15 protein-coding genes and 2 tRNA genes are annotated in these 16697 nt (G+C 69.5%); 3 read left to right on the top strand and 14 right to left on the bottom strand.

The features are described from left to right. Positions 1 to 210: 210 nt before the first annotated feature. The 3 genes from ABD810_RS05525 (at position 211) to ABD810_RS05515 (ending at position 4708) form a co-directional block, all read left to right on the top strand. The gene (locus ABD810_RS05525) at positions 211 to 378 is read left to right on the top strand and encodes a hypothetical protein (protein ID WP_344934969.1); all 168 of its coding nucleotides are present in this window, start codon (positions 211 to 213) and stop codon (positions 376 to 378) included. Positions 379 to 800: 422 nt separating this feature from the next. Beyond that, positions 801 to 3689 carry a helix-turn-helix transcriptional regulator gene (locus tag ABD810_RS05520; RefSeq protein WP_344934967.1) on the top strand — a complete coding sequence of 963 codons (2889 nt, stop codon included), beginning with the start codon at positions 801 to 803 and terminating at the stop codon, positions 3687 to 3689. A gap of 452 nt (positions 3690 to 4141) precedes the next feature. Further along, positions 4142 to 4708, top strand: coding sequence for a TMEM165/GDT1 family protein (locus ABD810_RS05515; protein ID WP_344934965.1), 567 nt, complete (start codon positions 4142 to 4144; stop codon positions 4706 to 4708). 165 nt (positions 4709 to 4873) lie between these two features. On the opposite strand, the gene ABD810_RS05510 is transcribed toward ABD810_RS05515, so the two are convergent. The 14 genes from ABD810_RS05510 to ABD810_RS05445 form a co-directional block, all read right to left on the bottom strand. After that, positions 4874 to 5998 carry a UDP-N-acetylmuramate dehydrogenase gene (locus ABD810_RS05510; protein WP_344934962.1) on the bottom strand — a complete coding sequence of 375 codons (1125 nt, stop codon included), beginning with the start codon at positions 5996 to 5998 and terminating at the stop codon, positions 4874 to 4876. A 151-nt stretch (positions 5999 to 6149) separates the two neighbouring features. Further along, positions 6150 to 7403: a glycosyltransferase family A protein gene (locus tag ABD810_RS05505; protein ID WP_425566854.1), complete on the bottom strand. Its 1254-nt coding sequence runs from the start codon at positions 7401 to 7403 to the stop codon at positions 6150 to 6152. 58 nt (positions 7404 to 7461) lie between these two features. After that, positions 7462 to 7890 carry a MaoC family dehydratase gene (locus ABD810_RS05500; protein ID WP_344934957.1) on the bottom strand — a complete coding sequence of 143 codons (429 nt, stop codon included), beginning with the start codon at positions 7888 to 7890 and terminating at the stop codon, positions 7462 to 7464. Positions 7891 to 7893: 3 nt separating this feature from the next. Next, the gene (locus tag ABD810_RS05495; protein WP_344934956.1) at positions 7894 to 8343 is read right to left on the bottom strand and encodes a MaoC family dehydratase N-terminal domain-containing protein; all 450 of its coding nucleotides are present in this window, start codon (positions 8341 to 8343) and stop codon (positions 7894 to 7896) included. 434 nt (positions 8344 to 8777) lie between these two features. Further along, positions 8778 to 8942, bottom strand: coding sequence for a 50S ribosomal protein L33 (gene rpmG, locus ABD810_RS05490; RefSeq protein WP_114028158.1), 165 nt, complete (start codon positions 8940 to 8942; stop codon positions 8778 to 8780). An 80-nt stretch (positions 8943 to 9022) separates the two neighbouring features. Then, positions 9023 to 9096, bottom strand: a tRNA-Met gene (locus tag ABD810_RS05485). 216 nt (positions 9097 to 9312) lie between these two features. After that, a tRNA-Thr gene (locus ABD810_RS05480) sits at positions 9313 to 9385 on the bottom strand. A gap of 225 nt (positions 9386 to 9610) precedes the next feature. Continuing rightward, positions 9611 to 9829, bottom strand: a complete 219-nt coding sequence (locus ABD810_RS05475) for a transposase (RefSeq protein WP_344934954.1) — start codon at positions 9827 to 9829, stop codon at positions 9611 to 9613. 187 nt (positions 9830 to 10016) lie between these two features. After that, complete coding sequence (locus tag ABD810_RS05470; RefSeq protein ID WP_344934952.1) at positions 10017 to 10526, bottom strand: MarR family winged helix-turn-helix transcriptional regulator; 510 nt, start codon at positions 10524 to 10526, stop codon at positions 10017 to 10019. Between the two features lie 80 nt (positions 10527 to 10606). After that, a complete protein-coding gene (locus ABD810_RS05465) occupies positions 10607 to 11404 on the bottom strand; it encodes a YceI family protein (RefSeq protein ID WP_344934950.1) in 798 nt (265 codons plus the stop codon). Between the two features lie 94 nt (positions 11405 to 11498). Next, positions 11499 to 14015, bottom strand: a complete 2517-nt coding sequence (locus tag ABD810_RS05460; RefSeq protein ID WP_344934948.1) for an MFS transporter — start codon at positions 14013 to 14015, stop codon at positions 11499 to 11501. A gap of 324 nt (positions 14016 to 14339) precedes the next feature. After that, positions 14340 to 15731 carry an alkaline phosphatase PhoX gene (locus ABD810_RS05455; RefSeq protein ID WP_344934945.1) on the bottom strand — a complete coding sequence of 464 codons (1392 nt, stop codon included), beginning with the start codon at positions 15729 to 15731 and terminating at the stop codon, positions 14340 to 14342. Between the two features lie 206 nt (positions 15732 to 15937). Continuing rightward, a complete protein-coding gene (locus ABD810_RS05450; RefSeq protein WP_344934943.1) occupies positions 15938 to 16150 on the bottom strand; it encodes a hypothetical protein in 213 nt (70 codons plus the stop codon). Between the two features lie 125 nt (positions 16151 to 16275). Continuing rightward, positions 16276 to 16476, bottom strand: a complete 201-nt coding sequence (locus ABD810_RS05445; RefSeq protein ID WP_344934941.1) for a hypothetical protein — start codon at positions 16474 to 16476, stop codon at positions 16276 to 16278. Between the last annotated feature and the right edge of the window lie 221 nt (positions 16477 to 16697).

The following is a 16697-nucleotide window of genomic DNA, read 5'->3' as shown; positions in this document are numbered from 1 at the left end:
TCGCCCGCAGCCCTGTGAGCAGGCGTCTTAGAAGGGTCTCAGGCGACACGACGTGGCCCTGGACCGGCCTCTAAGGCACAAGCCGGGGGTCCTAGGTACTCCTAGGCCGAGAGCCGCCCAGGAGATAAGGCATCCGCCCGATGTGGGGAGGGCCGCCTTAGCCGGATTCTTGAAGAGTCAGAGAAAACGAAAACACAAGGAGACACCGAAATGCTTCCCGAGTTCCAGTACCAGCTCATCGTCGACCGAGTGGCCGAGCTTCACCAGGAGGCCAGCGACCACCGCCGCGCCAACCTCGCGGTAGCCGGCAAGAAGGCGCGGGAGCGCAGCTCGCAGCAGCGCCTGCGCACCGCCTTCGGCAAGCTTCGCACCTCGTGATCACGCCGCACCACGTTCGCGCCGCCGGCAGGCACCGTGAGGCGGAGCGAGCGGACCTCTGGAGTCCAGGCCGGTCCCGGTCCCGGTGGGCGAATCGCGGAACCACCGCGAGCGCCCACGCCGGGCAGGGGGATCCTGGGGGCACGAGACGGGGGGATCCTGGAGACGCCCGGAGCCCCTGTGCCACACGAGAGAAACCGTGGACGATGACGCCCGGCCGGAGCCTCCCTCCCGGCCGGGCCACCGAGCCACCCTGACCGGGCCCGGGGCCTTCAGCGAATGACGCGCCCCGCGGCCCGCCAGGCATGTCCGAAGTCGGGTGGAGGCCGCTGAGAAGACGCCTCACAGCGTGCTTAAGCCGACGGATAAATGCCGCGAACGACGACATAGGTCATGACATGCTGGCAGACATGGTGGGTCGGATGGTTAGTCCCGTTTTCGTAGGACGGGAAGGTGAGCTGGCGACACTGTCCGATGCTTTTGAGCAGGCGCGTAAGGGGGCCGCGTCGGCCGTGCTCCTGGGCGGTGAGGCCGGTGGCGGCAAGACCCGCCTGGTCAGCCGCTTCACCGAGGAGGCCGCCTCTCTGGGGGCGCACATCCTCGTGGGCGGATGCGTGGAGTTGTCCGCCGAAGGCCTCGCCTACGCTCCCTTCACCGCGGCCCTGCGCCAGCTCGTCAAGGAGATCGGCGCCACAGAGGTGGCCGCACTGCTCCCCGGCGGCGCGGCGCGCGACCTGGCGAGGCTGCTGCCCGAGTTCGGCGAGCCGAGCGGCGACAAGGAGACCGATACGGGCCGGGCCCGTCTCTTCGAGCAGTTCCTCACCCTGCTCGAACGGCTTGCCGAGCGGCGCTCGGTGATCCTGGTGATCGAGGACATCCACTGGGCCGACCGGTCGAGCCGCGACCTGATCGCCTTCCTCAGCCGCAACCTCAGGACCGCACCGGTCCTCATGATCATGACGTACCGCTCGGACGAGTTGCACCGCCAGCACCCCCTGCGCCCGGTCCTCGCCGAGCTCGGCCGGGTCGACGGCGTGGTCCGGCTCGACCTGCCGAGGCTCAGCCAGAGTGAGGTCGCCGCGCAGATCGCCGGGATCCGGGGGGACGTCCCCGAGCTGGCGCTGGTGCGGAACGTCTACCAGCGCAGCGAGGGCATCCCGCTGTTCGTCGAGGCGCTGATGGAGCGCGAGGACGAGTGCAGCGTCCCGGAATCCCTCCACGACCTGATCATCGGCTCGGTCGAACGGCTGCCCGAGGAGACCCAGCGCGTACTCCGCATCGCAGCGGCCGGGGGCAACCGGGTCGGTCACGAGCTCCTGGCCGCGGTCACCGACCTGTCGGACGTGGACCTGGAGAACGCCGTACGCCCCGCCATCTCCGGCAACGTCCTGCAGGTGGCCGACGGGCGGGCGTACGTCTTCCGCCACTCGCTGATCCGCGAGGCCGTGCACGACGAGATGCTTCCCGGCGAGCACAACCGCATCCACGCCAGGTTCGCCGAGGAGATCGACCGCGATCGCCGGCTCGTGCCGCCGGGGCGGGCCGCCATCGAGATCGCCCACCACTGGTACTCCGCGCGCGACCACCTGTGGGCGCTCATCTCCGCATGGGAGGCGTCGGCCAAGGCCGCCAAGGCCTTCGCCTACACCGAGCAGATCCAGCTCCTCGAACGGGTGCTGTCGCTCTGGGACAGGGTGCCGGACGCCGCCGAGCGCATCGGTGTGGACCACACCACGGTCTTGGAGCAGGCATCCGAGGCCGCTGTGATCACCGGCGAGACCGATCGTGGCCTGAAGTTCGTGAAGGGCGCCCTGGCCGAGCTCGACGAGACGACCCACCCCGAGCGCGTCGCGCAACTGCTGGTGCGCCGGAGCCAGCTCAAGATCCACAAGGGGCGGCGGGGCGGTCTAGAGGACCTCCGCTACGCGGAGCGGCTGGTCGGCGCACCCAGCTCCGCGCGGGTCAACGTCCTCACACGGCTCGGCTCGTTCCTGATGTTCACCAACCAGACGAGCGAGGGCACCGCGCTCACCCGCGAGGCGCTGAGGATCGCCCGCGAGATCGGGGACGAGTGCCTGGAGGCCGAGCTGCTGACCAACCTCGCCCTCGGGCAGTCGCTCGCCGGTGAGCTGGAGGCGACGCTGCTGACGAACGAGCGCGCCATGGAGATCGGCAAAAGACTCCGCTCGGGGCGCATCGTGCTGCGGGCCATGTCCAACAACGTCGACGCGCTCAACAACCTCGGCCGTTCGGAGCAGGCGGTGCAGCTTGCCCTGGAAGGCGAGGCTCTGGCGAAGAAGTACGGCCGGTACCGCGTGTCGGGCACGTTCACCGCCAACAACCGCGCCGAGGCGCTCGAGGCCCTCGGCCGCTGGGACGAGGCCGTCGAGGCGGTCGAGCACGCCCTGGCCATGGACCCGATCCAGAGGACGCGCGGGCACCTGCTCCGCGTACGGGCGGACGTGGCGGCCGGCCGCGGGGAGACCGATCTTCTGGAACGCATCCTCGGCGAGGTCGGCGCCCTGCACGGCGAGCGCGACCAGTACGCACAGGAGTGGATGACCAACCTGCGCCTCGTCGCCGAGCTTCACCTGCTCCGCGGGCACCCGATCGAGGCGCTCAAGGCCGCCGAGGAACTGCTGACCGCGCCCGGCGGCCCGCACTCCAGCAAGCCCATGCTCGGATGGCGGGCGATGGCCCAGAACCGGCTGATCTGCGATGTGGCGGCCGCCGCGGCTCCCCAGCTCGCACAGCAGGTCCGCGTCAAGGCCGAGGCGCTGATGGCGACGATGACATCGGACGGCCCGGTCTCCGACGCGTACCGCTTCATGAGCTCGGGCCGGTTCGACGCGGCCGCCGCCGCCTGGCGGGCCATCGGACGGCCGTACCCCCAGGCGAGGTCGCTCACCCAGGCGGCGGCGGTGGCCGCGAAGCTGGGCGACCGGGACGGGGCGTCGGCGCGGCTGCGCGAGGCCCACCCCATCGCACAGGCCCTCGGCGCCCTGCCGCTCCTCACCGACATCGAGGCGCTGGGCCGCCGGATCGGGGCCCCGCTCACCACGACCGACGGGGTCACCGAGGGGAACGGCCTCGCCGGCCGGAACGGCTCGGCCGGCGTCGACCTGACACCTCGGGAGCTGGAGGTGCTCCGGCTGGTCACCCTTGGCCGCTCGAACCGGGACATCGCGTCCGAGCTGTTCATCTCGGCCAAGACGGTCAGCGTGCACGTCTCCAACATCCTCGGCAAGCTCGGCGTCTCCACCCGAGGCGAGGCGGCGGCCGCCGCACACCGCCGCTCCATCCTCGGCTGAGGTCCTCCCCGCGTCGCAGGCCGCCGCGAGCCCGAACTCGACACGGCCGTGGAGACGATCGGATCGCGGTGGTGGAATCTTCGATCTTGACGTGGCGGACCTTGCCGGGAGGTGGATGCCGGTAGGTCCGTCCGTGAAGCTTTACCCGGGACGCCGATCCCGGCGGGACCGGGCTTTCCTCGCCTCGGGACGGTTCGCGCGAGTCGCGCCGACGCCTCCGCTGGCTGCGACCCTCTAAGATGGACGAAACACCCGAAGGGGAGTAGTCCCAATCGCGTTGATCGACATGCTGGCGTAAGCCCGGTCGCGCGGGCCTCGGTCACCGAGGCGGACGAGACCTTCGGCCCCGCAGCTGTGCACACGTACGCTGCCGGGCCGAGGTCGACGTGCCCGCAAATCCCCGTGGTGCTCGCTTCTGGTCCGGTCGCGCAACAAGGAAGGGCGACCCCCCTGTGGAAGCGTTCTGGATCAGTCTCGTCGTCATCTTCGTGGCCGAGCTGGGCGACAAGAGCCAGCTCATGGCCATGACCTTCGCGACGAGGTTCCGGCCGTGGCCGGTGCTCGCGGGCATCACCCTGGCGACGGCCGTCGTGCACCTCTTCAGCGTCGGGCTGGGCGGTCTCGCCGGTGACGCGCTCCCGAAGACCGCCATCTCCATCGTGGCGGGCATCGCGTTCCTGGGCTTCGCGCTGTGGACGCTCCGGGGTGACGAGCTGAGCGAGAAGGAGTCGCGGAAGGCCGAGCGGACCACGCGCAGCGCTTTGGTCGCGGTGACCGTGGCCTTCTTCCTCAGCGAGCTGGGCGACAAGACCATGCTGGCCACGATCACCCTGGCGACGCAGCACGGCTGGCTCGGCACCTGGATCGGCTCCACGGTTGGCATGGTGGCCGCCGACGCGCTGGCCATCGTCGTCGGACGGATGCTGGGCAGGCACCTGCCCGAAAAGGTGATCCGCTACGGCGCCGCCGCCGCCTTCGCCCTCTTCGGCATCATCCTGCTCGCCGAAACCCTGCTCTAGAACCCTCACTGCAAGCGCCCGCAACCCGCCGACCTTGAAGGTCGCGCGCTCTCACACCCCCGGACCACCCACGAAGATCACGAGTCTTTCGCCGGTGTGGTGCTCTGTATCCGGCGCCGGGTCGGCGGGGTGTGGTGCGGTGATGGCGGCGCCGCGTACGGCGGCTCACAGGCTGAGGCCCACCAGCACGGGCTCGTTCACCAAGGTGACGCCGAACTTGGCCTCGACGCCCTCCTTGACCTCTCTGGCCAGCGCCAGCAGATCGGCCGCGGTGGCCGCCCCGTCGGTGCTGGAATGATCGGCGCGGTCCGGTCCCATCCCCTCGGGGTCGGTGGGGAAGCCGGTGAGGTGGAGGCCGCCGGGGTTGGTCAGGGCGAGCGTGTGCTTGGTGGAGATGCGCGCAGGCCCCCGCCGGTAGCCCTTCGGAAAGCCCGCGTGCTCGATCAGCCAAGCGGCCGGCACCTTCACCGCGCCCCCGGGCATGTCCCAGCGGGGGAAGCCCGGCGCCCGGCGCTCCAGCTCGGCGGCCTCCGGCCCGTCCAGGATGGGGTTGGTGAAGAACGACCCCGCGCTGCAGGTGTCGGGGTCGGCGGCGTCGAGGACCATGCCCTTGCCGCGGCGCAGCTCCAGCACGGCCGTACGGGCCTCGTGCAGGGCCACCCGGTCACCGATCTCCACGCCGAGCTTGGTGGCCAGCTCCTTGTACGCGACAAGTCCCGACTTATCGGACTTCTCCAGCGAGTAGGTCACGGACACCACCACAAACCTGGCGAGATCCGCTTTGAAGGAACTGTGCCGGTAGGCGAAGCCGCACTGTCCCGCGTCGAGATCGAGCACCTCACGCGCCCGCCGGTCATACACACGGACGCCGGCGACCGTCTGCGAGACGTCCTGCCCGTACGCGCCGACGTTCTGGATCGGGGTCGACCCGACCAGCCCGGGGATGCCGGACAGGCACTCGACCCCCGACCAGCCCTCGGCCACGGCCCGGGCCACCAGAGCGTCCCAGTCCTCCCCGGCCTCGGCGGTCACCACCACATGGTCTCCGTCGTCCCGGACGTCCACTCCACGCGAGGAGACCCGGATCACCAGGCCGTCGAAGCCCTCGTCGGAGACGACCAGGTTGCTCCCGCCGCCGAGGACGAGCACGGGCTCGCCGGCGCTGTCGGCCTGGGCCACCAGCTCCACGAGCTCCTCGCCCGAACGGGCCTCCACGAAGGCACGGGCCGCCCCGCCCACTCTCAACGTGGTGTACGGCGCGAGCCGCACACCTGCCACACGGTCAGCCATGCACCTTCCCCAGCACGTGAAGAGCCGGCGCGCGAAGGCCGCGCGCCGGCCCTCAGCCTAGACCGCCCGACCGGCGGGGCTCCGCCTCGGAGGTACGGAACACCCCCTGCGGGTCAGCGGTCGGGCGTCGGCCCCTCGCCCGCACCGACGGTCATCGGCCGGTCGAGCGCAGCCGCTCCATGACGCGCTCGTAGGTCCGGCGCGACTCACGGTCGCGGTACTCCTCGTCGACATCGTGATAGCCCCGGTGCCGCTCCTGGTGGACGGGCAGGTCCTTCTCGGGCACCACCATCTTGCCGGGCAGCGTGAGCGAGAACTCCAGGTCGGCGTTGCGGTAGTAGCGCGCCTTCTCGGGGAAACCGCCCACCGACAGCGCCTTGTCGCGGCGGACCGCGAGGAGGTAGCCGAGCAGGCCTCTCACCTCACCCGGCCCGGCCTCGTGCCAGTCGCGGCCACCATCATCGGGATCGACGCCCTTCCATCCCGCGGCCACCACATCGCCGGTGACGGCGGACACCAGCGGGGTGATCGCGTCACCGTCCAGGATGGTCGAGGTCTCCATCGCCACGTGGACGTCACCGGTGTCCAGCTCGAGAAGCTTGTTGCGGCTCGCGCCCCAGCCGGCCGAGCCACCCCGCCAGTGCGGGGTCTCGGCGACGTGCCAGGCCTTGATGCGGTCGGGATGCCGCTCGACCAGTTCGTTCAGGGCCGTCCCCGCTCCGTCGACGTTCCCCAGATCGAGCGCGAGGATCTTCGCGTCGCTGTGGGCGATCAGAGCGTCCACGCACTTTCGCAGGTCGGAGGGGTGGCCGTCGACGATCAGTGCCACCGTCGCCACCGTGGGCGGCGCCTTGTCATGGTCCTCAACGGTCGTGGCGACGCTCAGCCCCTCGTCCATCCTGGAGGTGGCGAGGGAGGAGTCCCACAGCACCTGCGAGGCGACCATGCTGTCGACACCGGTCTCCTCCGCCGTGCCGTCGTCCACGCCGGGGGGCCTGGCCGCGTCGCCCACCACGGCCTGCCGGCCGCCGGGGTGGCTGGCCTCGAACGAGGCCGCCGGCAGGCCCTTGCCGTCGCGGCCGCCGCCCTCGTCATCCCGCCTGCCGGCGTCGCCCGTGGACGCGCCGCCGCCCCCAGGTCCGGCGTCACCGGTCGGGACGGCCGCGGGACCGCCTGTCGTGCCCTCACGCGTCCGGGCGGACGGCACGGGAACCGACGCCACCGTGGGATAGACCGTGAAGGACGGCTTGGGGGTCAGCTCGAAGCCCTCGCCGGCGTCCCTGACCACCCAGCCCGCGTCCTCGATCTGGTCACGGAGATCGTCCGCCATCGCGAAGTCCTGCTCCGACCTGGCCTTCGCCCGCTGTTCAGCGAGTACATATACGTGCTTCGGTGCCTGATTCACGCAAGCCCAGTACCCATCTCGCACGGAAGCATTCAGGCCGCGGGCCGGCCGGGTCGCCTCAGGCGAGCCGGACCGTCGCGCGGGCCTTGGAGAGCACCCGGGAGTCACCCGACTTCGCCGTCAGCGCGACGACCACCTGGTTGTCGTCGAGCTTGGCCTCGACGACCCCGCTCACCGTGATCACGGCGCCCTCGTCGTTGTCCGGGACGACCACCATGGACGAGAACCGGACGCCGTAGTCGACGATGGCCCCGGGGTCGCCCGTCCAGTCGGTGATGAACCGGCCGGCCTCGGCCATGGTGAACATGCCGTGCGCGATCACGTCCGGCAGGCCGACCGCCTTGGCGTACCGCTCGTTCCAGTGGATCGGGTTGAAGTCGCCCGAGGCTCCTGCGTACATCACCAGGTTGACGCGGTGGACGGAGTAGTCGGCGGCCGGGATCTCCTGGCCCACTTCGATCTCGTCGTACTTCACGATCGCGGTCATGGGTTACGCCGCCCCTCCGCGCTCGATGATGGTGTTGTAGGTCGTGCAGACCGGCTCGCCTTGCACGGTGGTCACCTCGCTGGTGACCGTCAGCAGCTCGTTGCGGCCGACGCTGCGGATCTCGCTGATGGTCGAGCTGCACACCAGCTCGTCGCCGGCGTAGATCGGGCGGGCGAACTCGAAGCGCTGCTCACCGTGGACGACCATGGCGAAGTTCAGTCCGAGGTCGGGGTCGGCGAGCGCCTCGCCGGCGCCTGAGAGGCTGAACACGATGGGGAAGGTCGGCGGGGCGACGACATCAGGGTGACCCGCCGCCCTGGCGGCTTCGGGGTCACGGTAGATCGGATTGTGGTCGCCGATCGCGGCGGCGAACTCTTTGATCTTTACGCGGCATACCTCGTAGGAGGTGGACGCCGGGTAGGTCCGTCCGACGAAATCACGGTTCAAAGCCATCGTGCCGATGCCCTTTCGCAACACAGAGCTGACGACGCCGACGGTAACAGAACTGCCGACAGCCCTGAACGCGACAAACCGGCGTCCCCTAGGGAGAACGCCGGTCGCGCGATCATGCCGAGTGTCGCTGAAGGTGCCCGGCGGACCGGGATCGCCTGCCCTCCGGCACGCGCCCCGCGATCGGCCCGTGGTTCGGGGCCATGGATGCGCGAGAGCCACATGCGGCACGCGGCCGGTCCGTGAAACGGCCATGCCCTGGGAGAGGACACGACGCCCGCCCGGCGAGCGCGGTCGACGGAACGACCGCAACGCTGCTCACGCCTGCTACGACGACGCTCACCCAGCCTGGTCGACGCGACGATCGATACGTCCTGCTGCGCGTCTCACGGTGTGGCGATGATCCGCCCCATCGATCGACCGCCGTCAGTACGTTCCTAGCGCGTCTCGCGGTGCGGGCGGTGGCACTTGCAGTTGGGGCAGTACTTCTTCAGCTCAAGCCGGTCCGGGTCGTTACGCCGGTTCTTCCGCGTGATGTAGTTGCGGTGCTTGCACTCCTGGCAGGCCAGCGTGATCTTTGGCCTAACGTCGGTGGCAGCCACGTGGGAGTGCCTTTCTACGTTTGGGACACATGGACAACCCGAACCCGGCCATCCCATTACAGGAAGACCCGGCAGGGTAGTAGCGGAGGCCGGACTTGAACCGGCGACACAGCGATTATGAGCCGCTTGCTCTGCCTGACTGAGCTACTCCGCCTCAGGCCGGCGAACTCAACCGGCCTCGAAAGGATACCCGACCTGTACGACGATCGCGCACGCGCATTCGCGTGCCCGATCAGGGCTAGGTGCTCCCAGTATGCCTGATCGCCGGACCCCTGCACTTCCCCTATTCCAGGCCGACCAGTGAGCACGGTCGGATGCCCACAAGCGAAAAGCCCCACCCGAGAATCCGGAAAGGGCATTTACGCTGTCGAGCCCCTTTACGGAATCGAACCGTAGACCTTCTCCTTACCATGGAGACGCTCTGCCGACTGAGCTAAAGGGGCCGGTCTCGCCTGCGTTCGCGTTACCGCGCCGCGCTGCGGACAGGTGTAACCATACACGGACCCCGCGGCCGATGCGAATCAGAACACCCATCCCGGAACAGCGGCCTGGGCACCCATCGCGCCGTCCCAGGTCGCCCGTCCGCGACGAACCGCGCAGCCGCAGGCAGACGGCCCCACACTGATCCATCCAGACGTGCGGGCGCCCTCATCGGCTCCGCGGCCGATCTACCGGAGCGCCTCCTGCCGCCCGCGAGAGGAGCGGCCGCCGAACGGGAGAGAGATCACTTCGCAGAGGTCGGCGAGGTCGACGTACCGGCGAAGCTCCTCGATCGAGAAGCAGTCGGCCACATGCTCGCCATGCCGCCGGAGGCGGAGGACCTGGCGGTCACCGCGCGTCGCGGCTGTGATCTCGTAGCCATCGGGCCCGACCCAGCGCGTCTCCATAGCCGCACAGAGTATTCCGAAACATCAGCGGTTTCTGGAAATGACACGCATCTCGGCGCCCCCGGTTTCCCCTCCCGTGACGAACACCTGCGCGTCCCATGACCCCCTTCTGCCTACCACGGCACACCACCTCGCGGCCCGCGTCCCGCGGAGCGCGCATGGATTTCCTTGCCGGCCGGGCCGGTGATCAGGTCTGGTGAACGTCCCCCATGGTGTCGGCCAGAGCGTTGAAACGCGCGAGCATCTGCGCCAGCAGCCGCACGTCCTCCTCCGGCCAGGTGCCGAGCAGCGCGTAGAAGCGCTTCTGACGGGCCGAGCGCGCGCGCTGGAGCCTCAGGCGCCCCTCCTCGGTGAGGGCGAGCCGGTGCGCGCGGCCGTCCAGCGGGTCGGGCTCGCGCCCGATCAGGCCCAGCTCCTCCAGCACCTTGAGCTGGCGGCTGATCGTCGCCTTGCCGACGCCGAAGTAGGCCGCCAGGTCACTGGAGCGCGCCGGAGCGGCCTCCCCTATGCGCACCAGGAGGCCGTACGCGCCCGGCTCGAGCTCGGGGTGCACCTCACGCCCCATCTCCGCCGACAGCGCGCGAGAGCGCCGGAAGAGGACGCCGAGCTGGTGCTCGACCGCGCAGTACGCCTCGTACTCCTCCGCGGGTACGGACACCGGCTCGCCGACCGGTGGGGCCGCCTGTGCCTCGGTCATCGTGCCGCCTCCTCCTTCCCGCAGTCTTTCGTGTCAGGCGCCCGCGCCCTGCGACCGGGCCCTGACCGTAGCCAGAACGATCAGGTCTGGGACGAAGGTTCCCCAAGCGCGGCCTGAATGTCCAGCTCCACCTTCAGCGTCGCACCGATGAGCGAGATCCCCGCCTGCACCACCTGGTTGTAGTTCATCGCGAAGTCCTCCCGGCGCAGCTCCGTCACCGCGTGGAACGCCGCCCGAAGGCCGCCCCACGGGTCAGGAGAGGTGCCCAGGTAGGAAAGCTCCAGGTCCACCGGACGGGCGATTCCCGCCATCGTCAGCGTGCCGTGCACCGTCCACCGATCCGGGCCCGTGACCGACAGCCCGGTGCTCCGGTAGGAGATGACCGGGTGTGATCCCACATCCAGGAAATCGGCCGAACGCAGGTGATCGTCGCGCGTCCCGTTGCCGGTGTCGATCGACGCCGCGTCGATCTCGGCCACGACCGAGGACGCCTCCGCGGTCGCGCCGATGTCGATGCGCCCGGCGAACCGGGAGAACCGGCCCTGCACGCTGGACAGCCCGAGATGCTGCGCGGTCGCGGCCACCTTCGAATGGGCGGGGTCGATGGTCCACACGCCTGGAGGCGGCAGTTCGACGCCGCCCTGCCGGGCGAGCACGAGCACGCCCAGCTCGGCGGCGCCGGACGCGGTGGCGATCGCGGTCGAGGCGATGGGGGCGTACCCCACCGCGGTGACCACCACCGTGTAGACGCCCGGGCGCAGTGGCGCCGTCAGGACCGAGCCGTCCTCGTCCGCCTCGGCCCGTACGACCTGTTTGCCGGCCATGTCGGTCACGGTGACGATCGCGTGCCGCACCGCCCAGCCATCCTTCGTGCGCACCACGGCACGCAGTCCGTGACGGCCTGCCGGGGCGCCGCTCTCCGTGACGTGAGAGGTGGTGTACATCATTCCGCTCCCGCTTCCTGGCTCTCGATCATTCCGAGTGACCGAGCCACAGGTCGTGCGCGTCCTCACTCTGCCCGGTCAGGTTGAGCGCGGTCGCCACGGGCGGGTACCCGGTGGCGATGACGGTGTACCGGCCGCCTGTCAGGTCGGCGAAGGCGTACTCCCCGTCCTCGCCGGTGGTCGCGGAACCGACCACGTTGCCGGCGGCGTCGAGCAGCGTGACGCGGGCATCGGTGAGCGGGCCGCCCTCCCTGACACGGACCGTGCCCCTGAGCCGGACTCCAGGCAGCAGCTCGACATCCTGCCTGGTCTGCCCGGTTCCTACCTCGACGGGCACGGCAGCCGGACGGTGCCCGGCCGCGCTCACCGCGAGGGTGTAGCCGCCCGCGACGACCCCCGCGAAGCCGAACGTGCCGTCGGCGCCGGTCACGCCGGTGGTCACGACCTCGCCTCGCGCATCGGTGACGATGACCATCGCCTGGATGACCGGCCGGCCTTCCGCGTCCCGCACGGTGCCGGCGAGCCTTCCGGAACCCGCGAGCACGAGATCGAAGTCCAGCGGCCGGTCACCGACGGCCAGGGTCGCCACCTGCGGTTCGTGGTCGCCGGCGGAGGCGATCAGCACGTACGTGCCGCCACCGGGCGTCCACAGGCTGTACCCGCCGTCGGCCCGCGTGACCGCGCGCCCTAGTTGGTGGCCGCGTACGTCGATCAGGGTGAGGGTCGCCTCGCCGATGGGAGAGCCGTCGACTGCGCGGATGAACCCGCGGATCCCGCTGCCGCCCTCCGCGTCCGCGTCCGCGTCCCGCGCCGGGGCGTACGCCGCCTGCCGGGTCGCCGCCTGGGCGGGAACGAACCCGTCGAACGCGGCCCTGGCATCGGCGCCCACGGACACCAGCTCCTGGTTCTCCTGCTGCACATGCCGGCCGGGGCCGGCGCCGTTCCGCGCCGCCACGCCGTTGCGCGCCGGCTCGTGCCCGTCCGAGCCCGCACGCATCTGCTCGGCGTTGGCCGTGCGCAGCGGGATCTCCTTGATGAACAGGATGGTGATCAGTGCCAGCAACGCGAACGGGGCCGCGTACAGGAACAGGTCGCCGACGCCGTGCCCGTACGCGCCCTTGACCACGATCCGCACGGGAGCGGGCAGATCGGACAGCCGGGGAACCGAACCGTCGCTCAAGCTGCTGGTGACCCCCAGCTTGGCCAGGCCCTCCTCCATGTACTGGATGACCCGGTGGCCGAGCACGGCTCCGAGCGCCCCGACGCCGACGGCGCCGCCGAGCGTACGGAAGAACGCCACGAGCGAGCTGGCGGCGCCGAGCTCCTCTGGCCTGACCTGGTTCTGGACGGACAGGACGAGGTTCTGCATGGTCAGGCCCACGCCGACGCCGATGAAGAACATGTAGACGGCGAGCAGCCAGTAGTCGGTGTCGTAGCGCAACGACCCCATGAGCCCGAACCCGGCGGTCAGGAAGACGCCGCCGATGACCAGGAAGATCTTCCAGCGCCCGGTACGGGTGATGATCTGACCGGCGACCGTGGACGACAGGGCCAGACCGAAGATCATCGGCAGGGTCATGACACCCGCCATCGTCGGCGTCTCGCCGCGTGCCAGCTGGAAGTACTGGCTGAGGAAGGTCGTCGCGCCGAACATGGCCACGCCGACCAGCAGACTGGACACCACGGCCAGGCTGATCGCGCTGTTGCGGAACAGGCGCAGCGGGACGATCGGCTCGCGGGCCTTCGACTCCACGAACACGAAGATCAGCGCCAGGAGGATCGAGCCGCCCACCATCGCACCGGTCTGCCAGGAGATCCAGTCGTACTTGTGCCCCGCGAACGAGACCCACACGAGGAGCAGGGAGACCGCGGCGCTGATCAGCACCGCGCCGGACCAGTCGATCCTGACCTCGCGCTTGTACACGGGCAGGTGGAGCGTCTTCTGCAGGACGACCAGCGCGATGAGCGCGAACGGCACGCCCACGTAGAAGCACCAGCGCCAGCCGAGCCAGGAGGTGTCCACGATCACGCCGCCGATGAGCGGGCCGCCGATGGTGGCGAGGGCGAAGACCGCGCCGAGATAGCCGGAGTACCGGCCGCGCTCACGCGGTGAGATGATCGCCGCCATGATCACCTGAGCCAGGGCGGTGAGGCCGCCGGCTCCGAGACCCTGGACCACCCGGGCGCCGATGAGCATCCCGGGATTCTGCGAGACACCCGCGATGGCCGAACCGATGACGAAGACGACCAGGCCGGACTGTACCAGGATCTTCTTGCTCATCAGGTCGGCGAGCTTGCCCCAGATGGGGGTGGAGACCGTGGTGGCGAGCAGGGAGGCGGTGATCACCCAGGTGTAGGTGGTCTCATCCGCGTGCAGGTCGGCGATGATCGTGGGCAGGGCGTTCGACACGACGGTCGATGACAGGATGGCCACGAACATGCCGAGCAGCAGCCCCGACAGCGCTTCCAGGATCTCTCGGTGCGACATCGGAGCGGCCGATTCGGGTGCCGCCTCCCGCGTCTCGGCGGGTACTGCGGTTGTCATCGATTACTTTCACTTTCTGAGCCGAGCGGGCGGTGGCGCGGCTCGCTTCCTGAGCCGAGCGGGCGGTGGCGCGGCGCGCGTCCAAGCTCGTGATCCGCATCCGCCCGGCCAATCTGGTTGCCTGAGGCAAATATATATATCATTGCCTGAGGCAACCTTATGGGGGATATGTCTGTTCCCGTGATGGGAGATCGATGTGAGGGTCGCCGGGCTTCTGCCGCGAAGCAGAAACCGCCCCGGCCCGAGTGGGGCCGAGGCGGCTTCTGTTGGTGCTGGTCAGGCGCCCAGTGGCGCGGGGGGTGCCGACCGGGGCGGTGGTGGCCCTCAGGCGCCGCGGCGCCAGGGGCCGGTGATGGCGAAGACGTAACCGGGAGCCTGGATGTTGGCGAACAGGATCTTCCCGTCCTCGCTGAAGGTCGGGCCGGTGAACTCACCGTTGTCGATCTCGTTGCGGGCCAGCGGGTACGGGACGCCCTTCTTGGTCACACCGACCAGGTGCGAGAGGCCCTCGCCGTCCTCCGCCAGGATGATCCCGCCGTACGGGGAGACGGTGATGTTGTCCGGCCCGTCGTAGTCGGTGTCCTTGTCGGGGTCGGGGTTGACGCCGAAGATGGTCTTGAGGGTGATCGTGTCGGACCTGGGGTCGTAGAACCACACCTGACCGTCGTGCTCGTTGACGCTGCCGTCGGAGGTGCGGGCGAAGCTCGCGACGAAGTACGCACCACCGTCAGTCCACCAGGAGCCCTCCAGCTTGCGGCTGCGGGTCACCTGGTCGTCGGTGAACTGCTTGCGCACGGAGACGGTCGCGGCGTCACGGTCGGGGACGTCGACCCACTCGACGTTGTACCGGGTGCCCGGCTGGGTGGCCTCGGACAGGTCGGCGATGTGCTTGCCGCCCTTGGAACAGCTCATGGCCTGGAGGGAACCGGCGGTGGCGCCGCCCGCTCCGAGCGCGAGCGCCCGGAGCGCGCCCTTGCGCCCGCGGAAGCCCTTCGGCGGGGTCCAGCGGAAGTACAGGCCGTTCGGGGTGCCCGCGTCCTCGGTCAGGTAGATCGCGGAGGTGCGCGGGTCGACCGCGACGGCCTCGTGCGAGTACCGGCCGAGGAACTTCAGCGGCACCGGATCACGGTTGGCGTCCCGGTCGAAGGGGTCGACCTCGAAGACGTATCCGTGGTCCTTCTGGAAGACTCCACCAGCGCGCTGCTCGGTCTCCTCGCAGGTCAGCCACGTGTCCCAGGGCGTGATGCCACCGGCGCAGTTGTTGTGCGTCCCCGCCACGCTGACGTACTCGCGGATGCGGTTCCCGTGCTTGTCGACTTCGATGTTGGTGGTACCGCCGCGCGCGCCCGGGTCGTAGGTCAGCCCCGGCAGGGCCGGCACGCCGTAGGGCTCGGTGCCGCCGATCTCGTGGTTGTTCACCAGGACGGAACCCTTGCGGGTGGGGAAGCAACCCGTCCCGTCGGCGTCGCTCGGCGTCGGCTGGCCCGTCTCGAGCAGCGTCTTGCCGGCCTCGGCCACGATCTTGTACGAGAAACCGCGGGGCAGCGCCAGCAGACCGGCCGGGTCGGCGACGAGAGGACCGTAGCCGGCCACCCCTTGCGCGCCGGCCTGGGCGAAGGCGGGGCCTGCGATCGCCTCGAGACTGCCGGCGATCGCAATGCCCAGGCCGCCCACCGCCCCGGTACGGAGCGCGTCACGGCGAGACATGGAGGTCATAAGAGCACCTTTTCACTTTTGCTTGCACGTACTTCTGGACCCAAGTCCCCTGCTATGAATGCTTTCTCCTCTCTTACGAACATTGGGGTGAAGGCATGGCTAACGTCACCTGTACGAACCGGCGGTGCCACGGCGCGCCGTCCTGAACGGAGGTCATCCGAGTACGGCATCGGTGCCGGTCACCGGTGGGCGGGTGCTCTTTGCGTTCAACCGACGGCCACCACGGGACGAAGCTCCTCGACGGCCGCATGCCCGGCCTTCTCCAGCAACCTGCCCAGCACGATGTCCTCGTGGTCCACATCGACCGGCCATCGGTCCATCGCCGCACTCACGACCGGGTGAACCCGCAGGTAGCGGTCACCGATGAGAATTCCCGAATGCGGGGGAACGCGCCCGGGATACGTAAGCGGCCGTGCCATGGGATCCGCGCCGAACAGATGTAAGGGTATTCCGCTCACCACACATTCGACCCCTGGATGAGGGCGGGCCGGCAACATGCCGATTGTTACATTTGACCCGCCGTTCATCTAGGTCTTCGTCGCCGTCAATGGGCAGCATGCGCGGACCGATCCGTCGCGCCACGAAGAGCCTTCACCAGCGAGACGAGGGTCCTGATCTTCACCTCTGTCCTCTGCGGCAGAACAGGACGGTCACCATCCGGCGCCTGGGGACCAGGCTCCGCCTGGGAGGCCTGGAGCTCCCGGCGCAGCGTCGGAAGCTGTGCCATGGTGATCAGCGCGTCCATCGGCCCTCCTCGGATGAGGGCCAGAAACTATGAGATTCACCGCGACACCGCAGGTCGCAAGGCCCAAAGATGAAGCACCCTTACCAAGACCAGTACCACCAGGAGATCTTCCCCCGGCCCACTTTGCGATCCGCTGGCGAGATCCACGGCTTTCGAAGGCTCAGCACAGCGCGGACTGTCGCTGCGCGTATTGACTGGGTGGCAGGGTTCGCGCATGGTGC

Origin of the sequence: Sphaerisporangium flaviroseum (assembly GCF_039537005.1) — a bacterium.
GTDB classification, from domain to species: Bacteria; Actinomycetota; Actinomycetes; order Streptosporangiales; family Streptosporangiaceae; genus Sphaerisporangium; species Sphaerisporangium flaviroseum.
The sequence above is the reverse complement of the archived record's forward strand: the minus strand, read 5'-3'. Positions and strand labels throughout refer to the sequence as shown.

Bases quoted from the DNA above. Each gene is read 5' to 3' on its own strand.
- ABD810_RS05525 (WP_344934969.1), top strand. From the start codon at position 211: ATGCTTCCCGAGTTCCAGTACCAGCTCATCGTCGACCGAGTGGCCGAG.
- ABD810_RS05520 (WP_344934967.1), top strand. From the start codon at position 801: ATGGTTAGTCCCGTTTTCGTAGGACGGGAAGGTGAGCTGGCGACACTG.
- ABD810_RS05510 (WP_344934962.1), bottom strand. From the start codon at position 5,998: ATGGCTGACCGTGTGGCAGGTGTGCGGCTCGCGCCGTACACCACGTTG.
- ABD810_RS05500 (WP_344934957.1), bottom strand. From the start codon at position 7,890: ATGACCGCGATCGTGAAGTACGACGAGATCGAAGTGGGCCAGGAGATC.
- ABD810_RS05495 (WP_344934956.1), bottom strand. From the start codon at position 8,343: ATGGCTTTGAACCGTGATTTCGTCGGACGGACCTACCCGGCGTCCACC.
- ABD810_RS05475 (WP_344934954.1), bottom strand. From the start codon at position 9,829: ATGGAGACGCGCTGGGTCGGGCCCGATGGCTACGAGATCACAGCCGCG.
- ABD810_RS05470 (WP_344934952.1), bottom strand. From the start codon at position 10,526: ATGACCGAGGCACAGGCGGCCCCACCGGTCGGCGAGCCGGTGTCCGTA.
- ABD810_RS05460 (WP_344934948.1), bottom strand. From the start codon at position 14,015: ATGACAACCGCAGTACCCGCCGAGACGCGGGAGGCGGCACCCGAATCG.
- ABD810_RS05455 (WP_344934945.1), bottom strand. From the start codon at position 15,731: ATGACCTCCATGTCTCGCCGTGACGCGCTCCGTACCGGGGCGGTGGGC.
- ABD810_RS05450 (WP_344934943.1), bottom strand. From the start codon at position 16,150: ATGGCACGGCCGCTTACGTATCCCGGGCGCGTTCCCCCGCATTCGGGA.
- ABD810_RS05445 (WP_344934941.1), bottom strand. From the start codon at position 16,476: ATGGACGCGCTGATCACCATGGCACAGCTTCCGACGCTGCGCCGGGAG.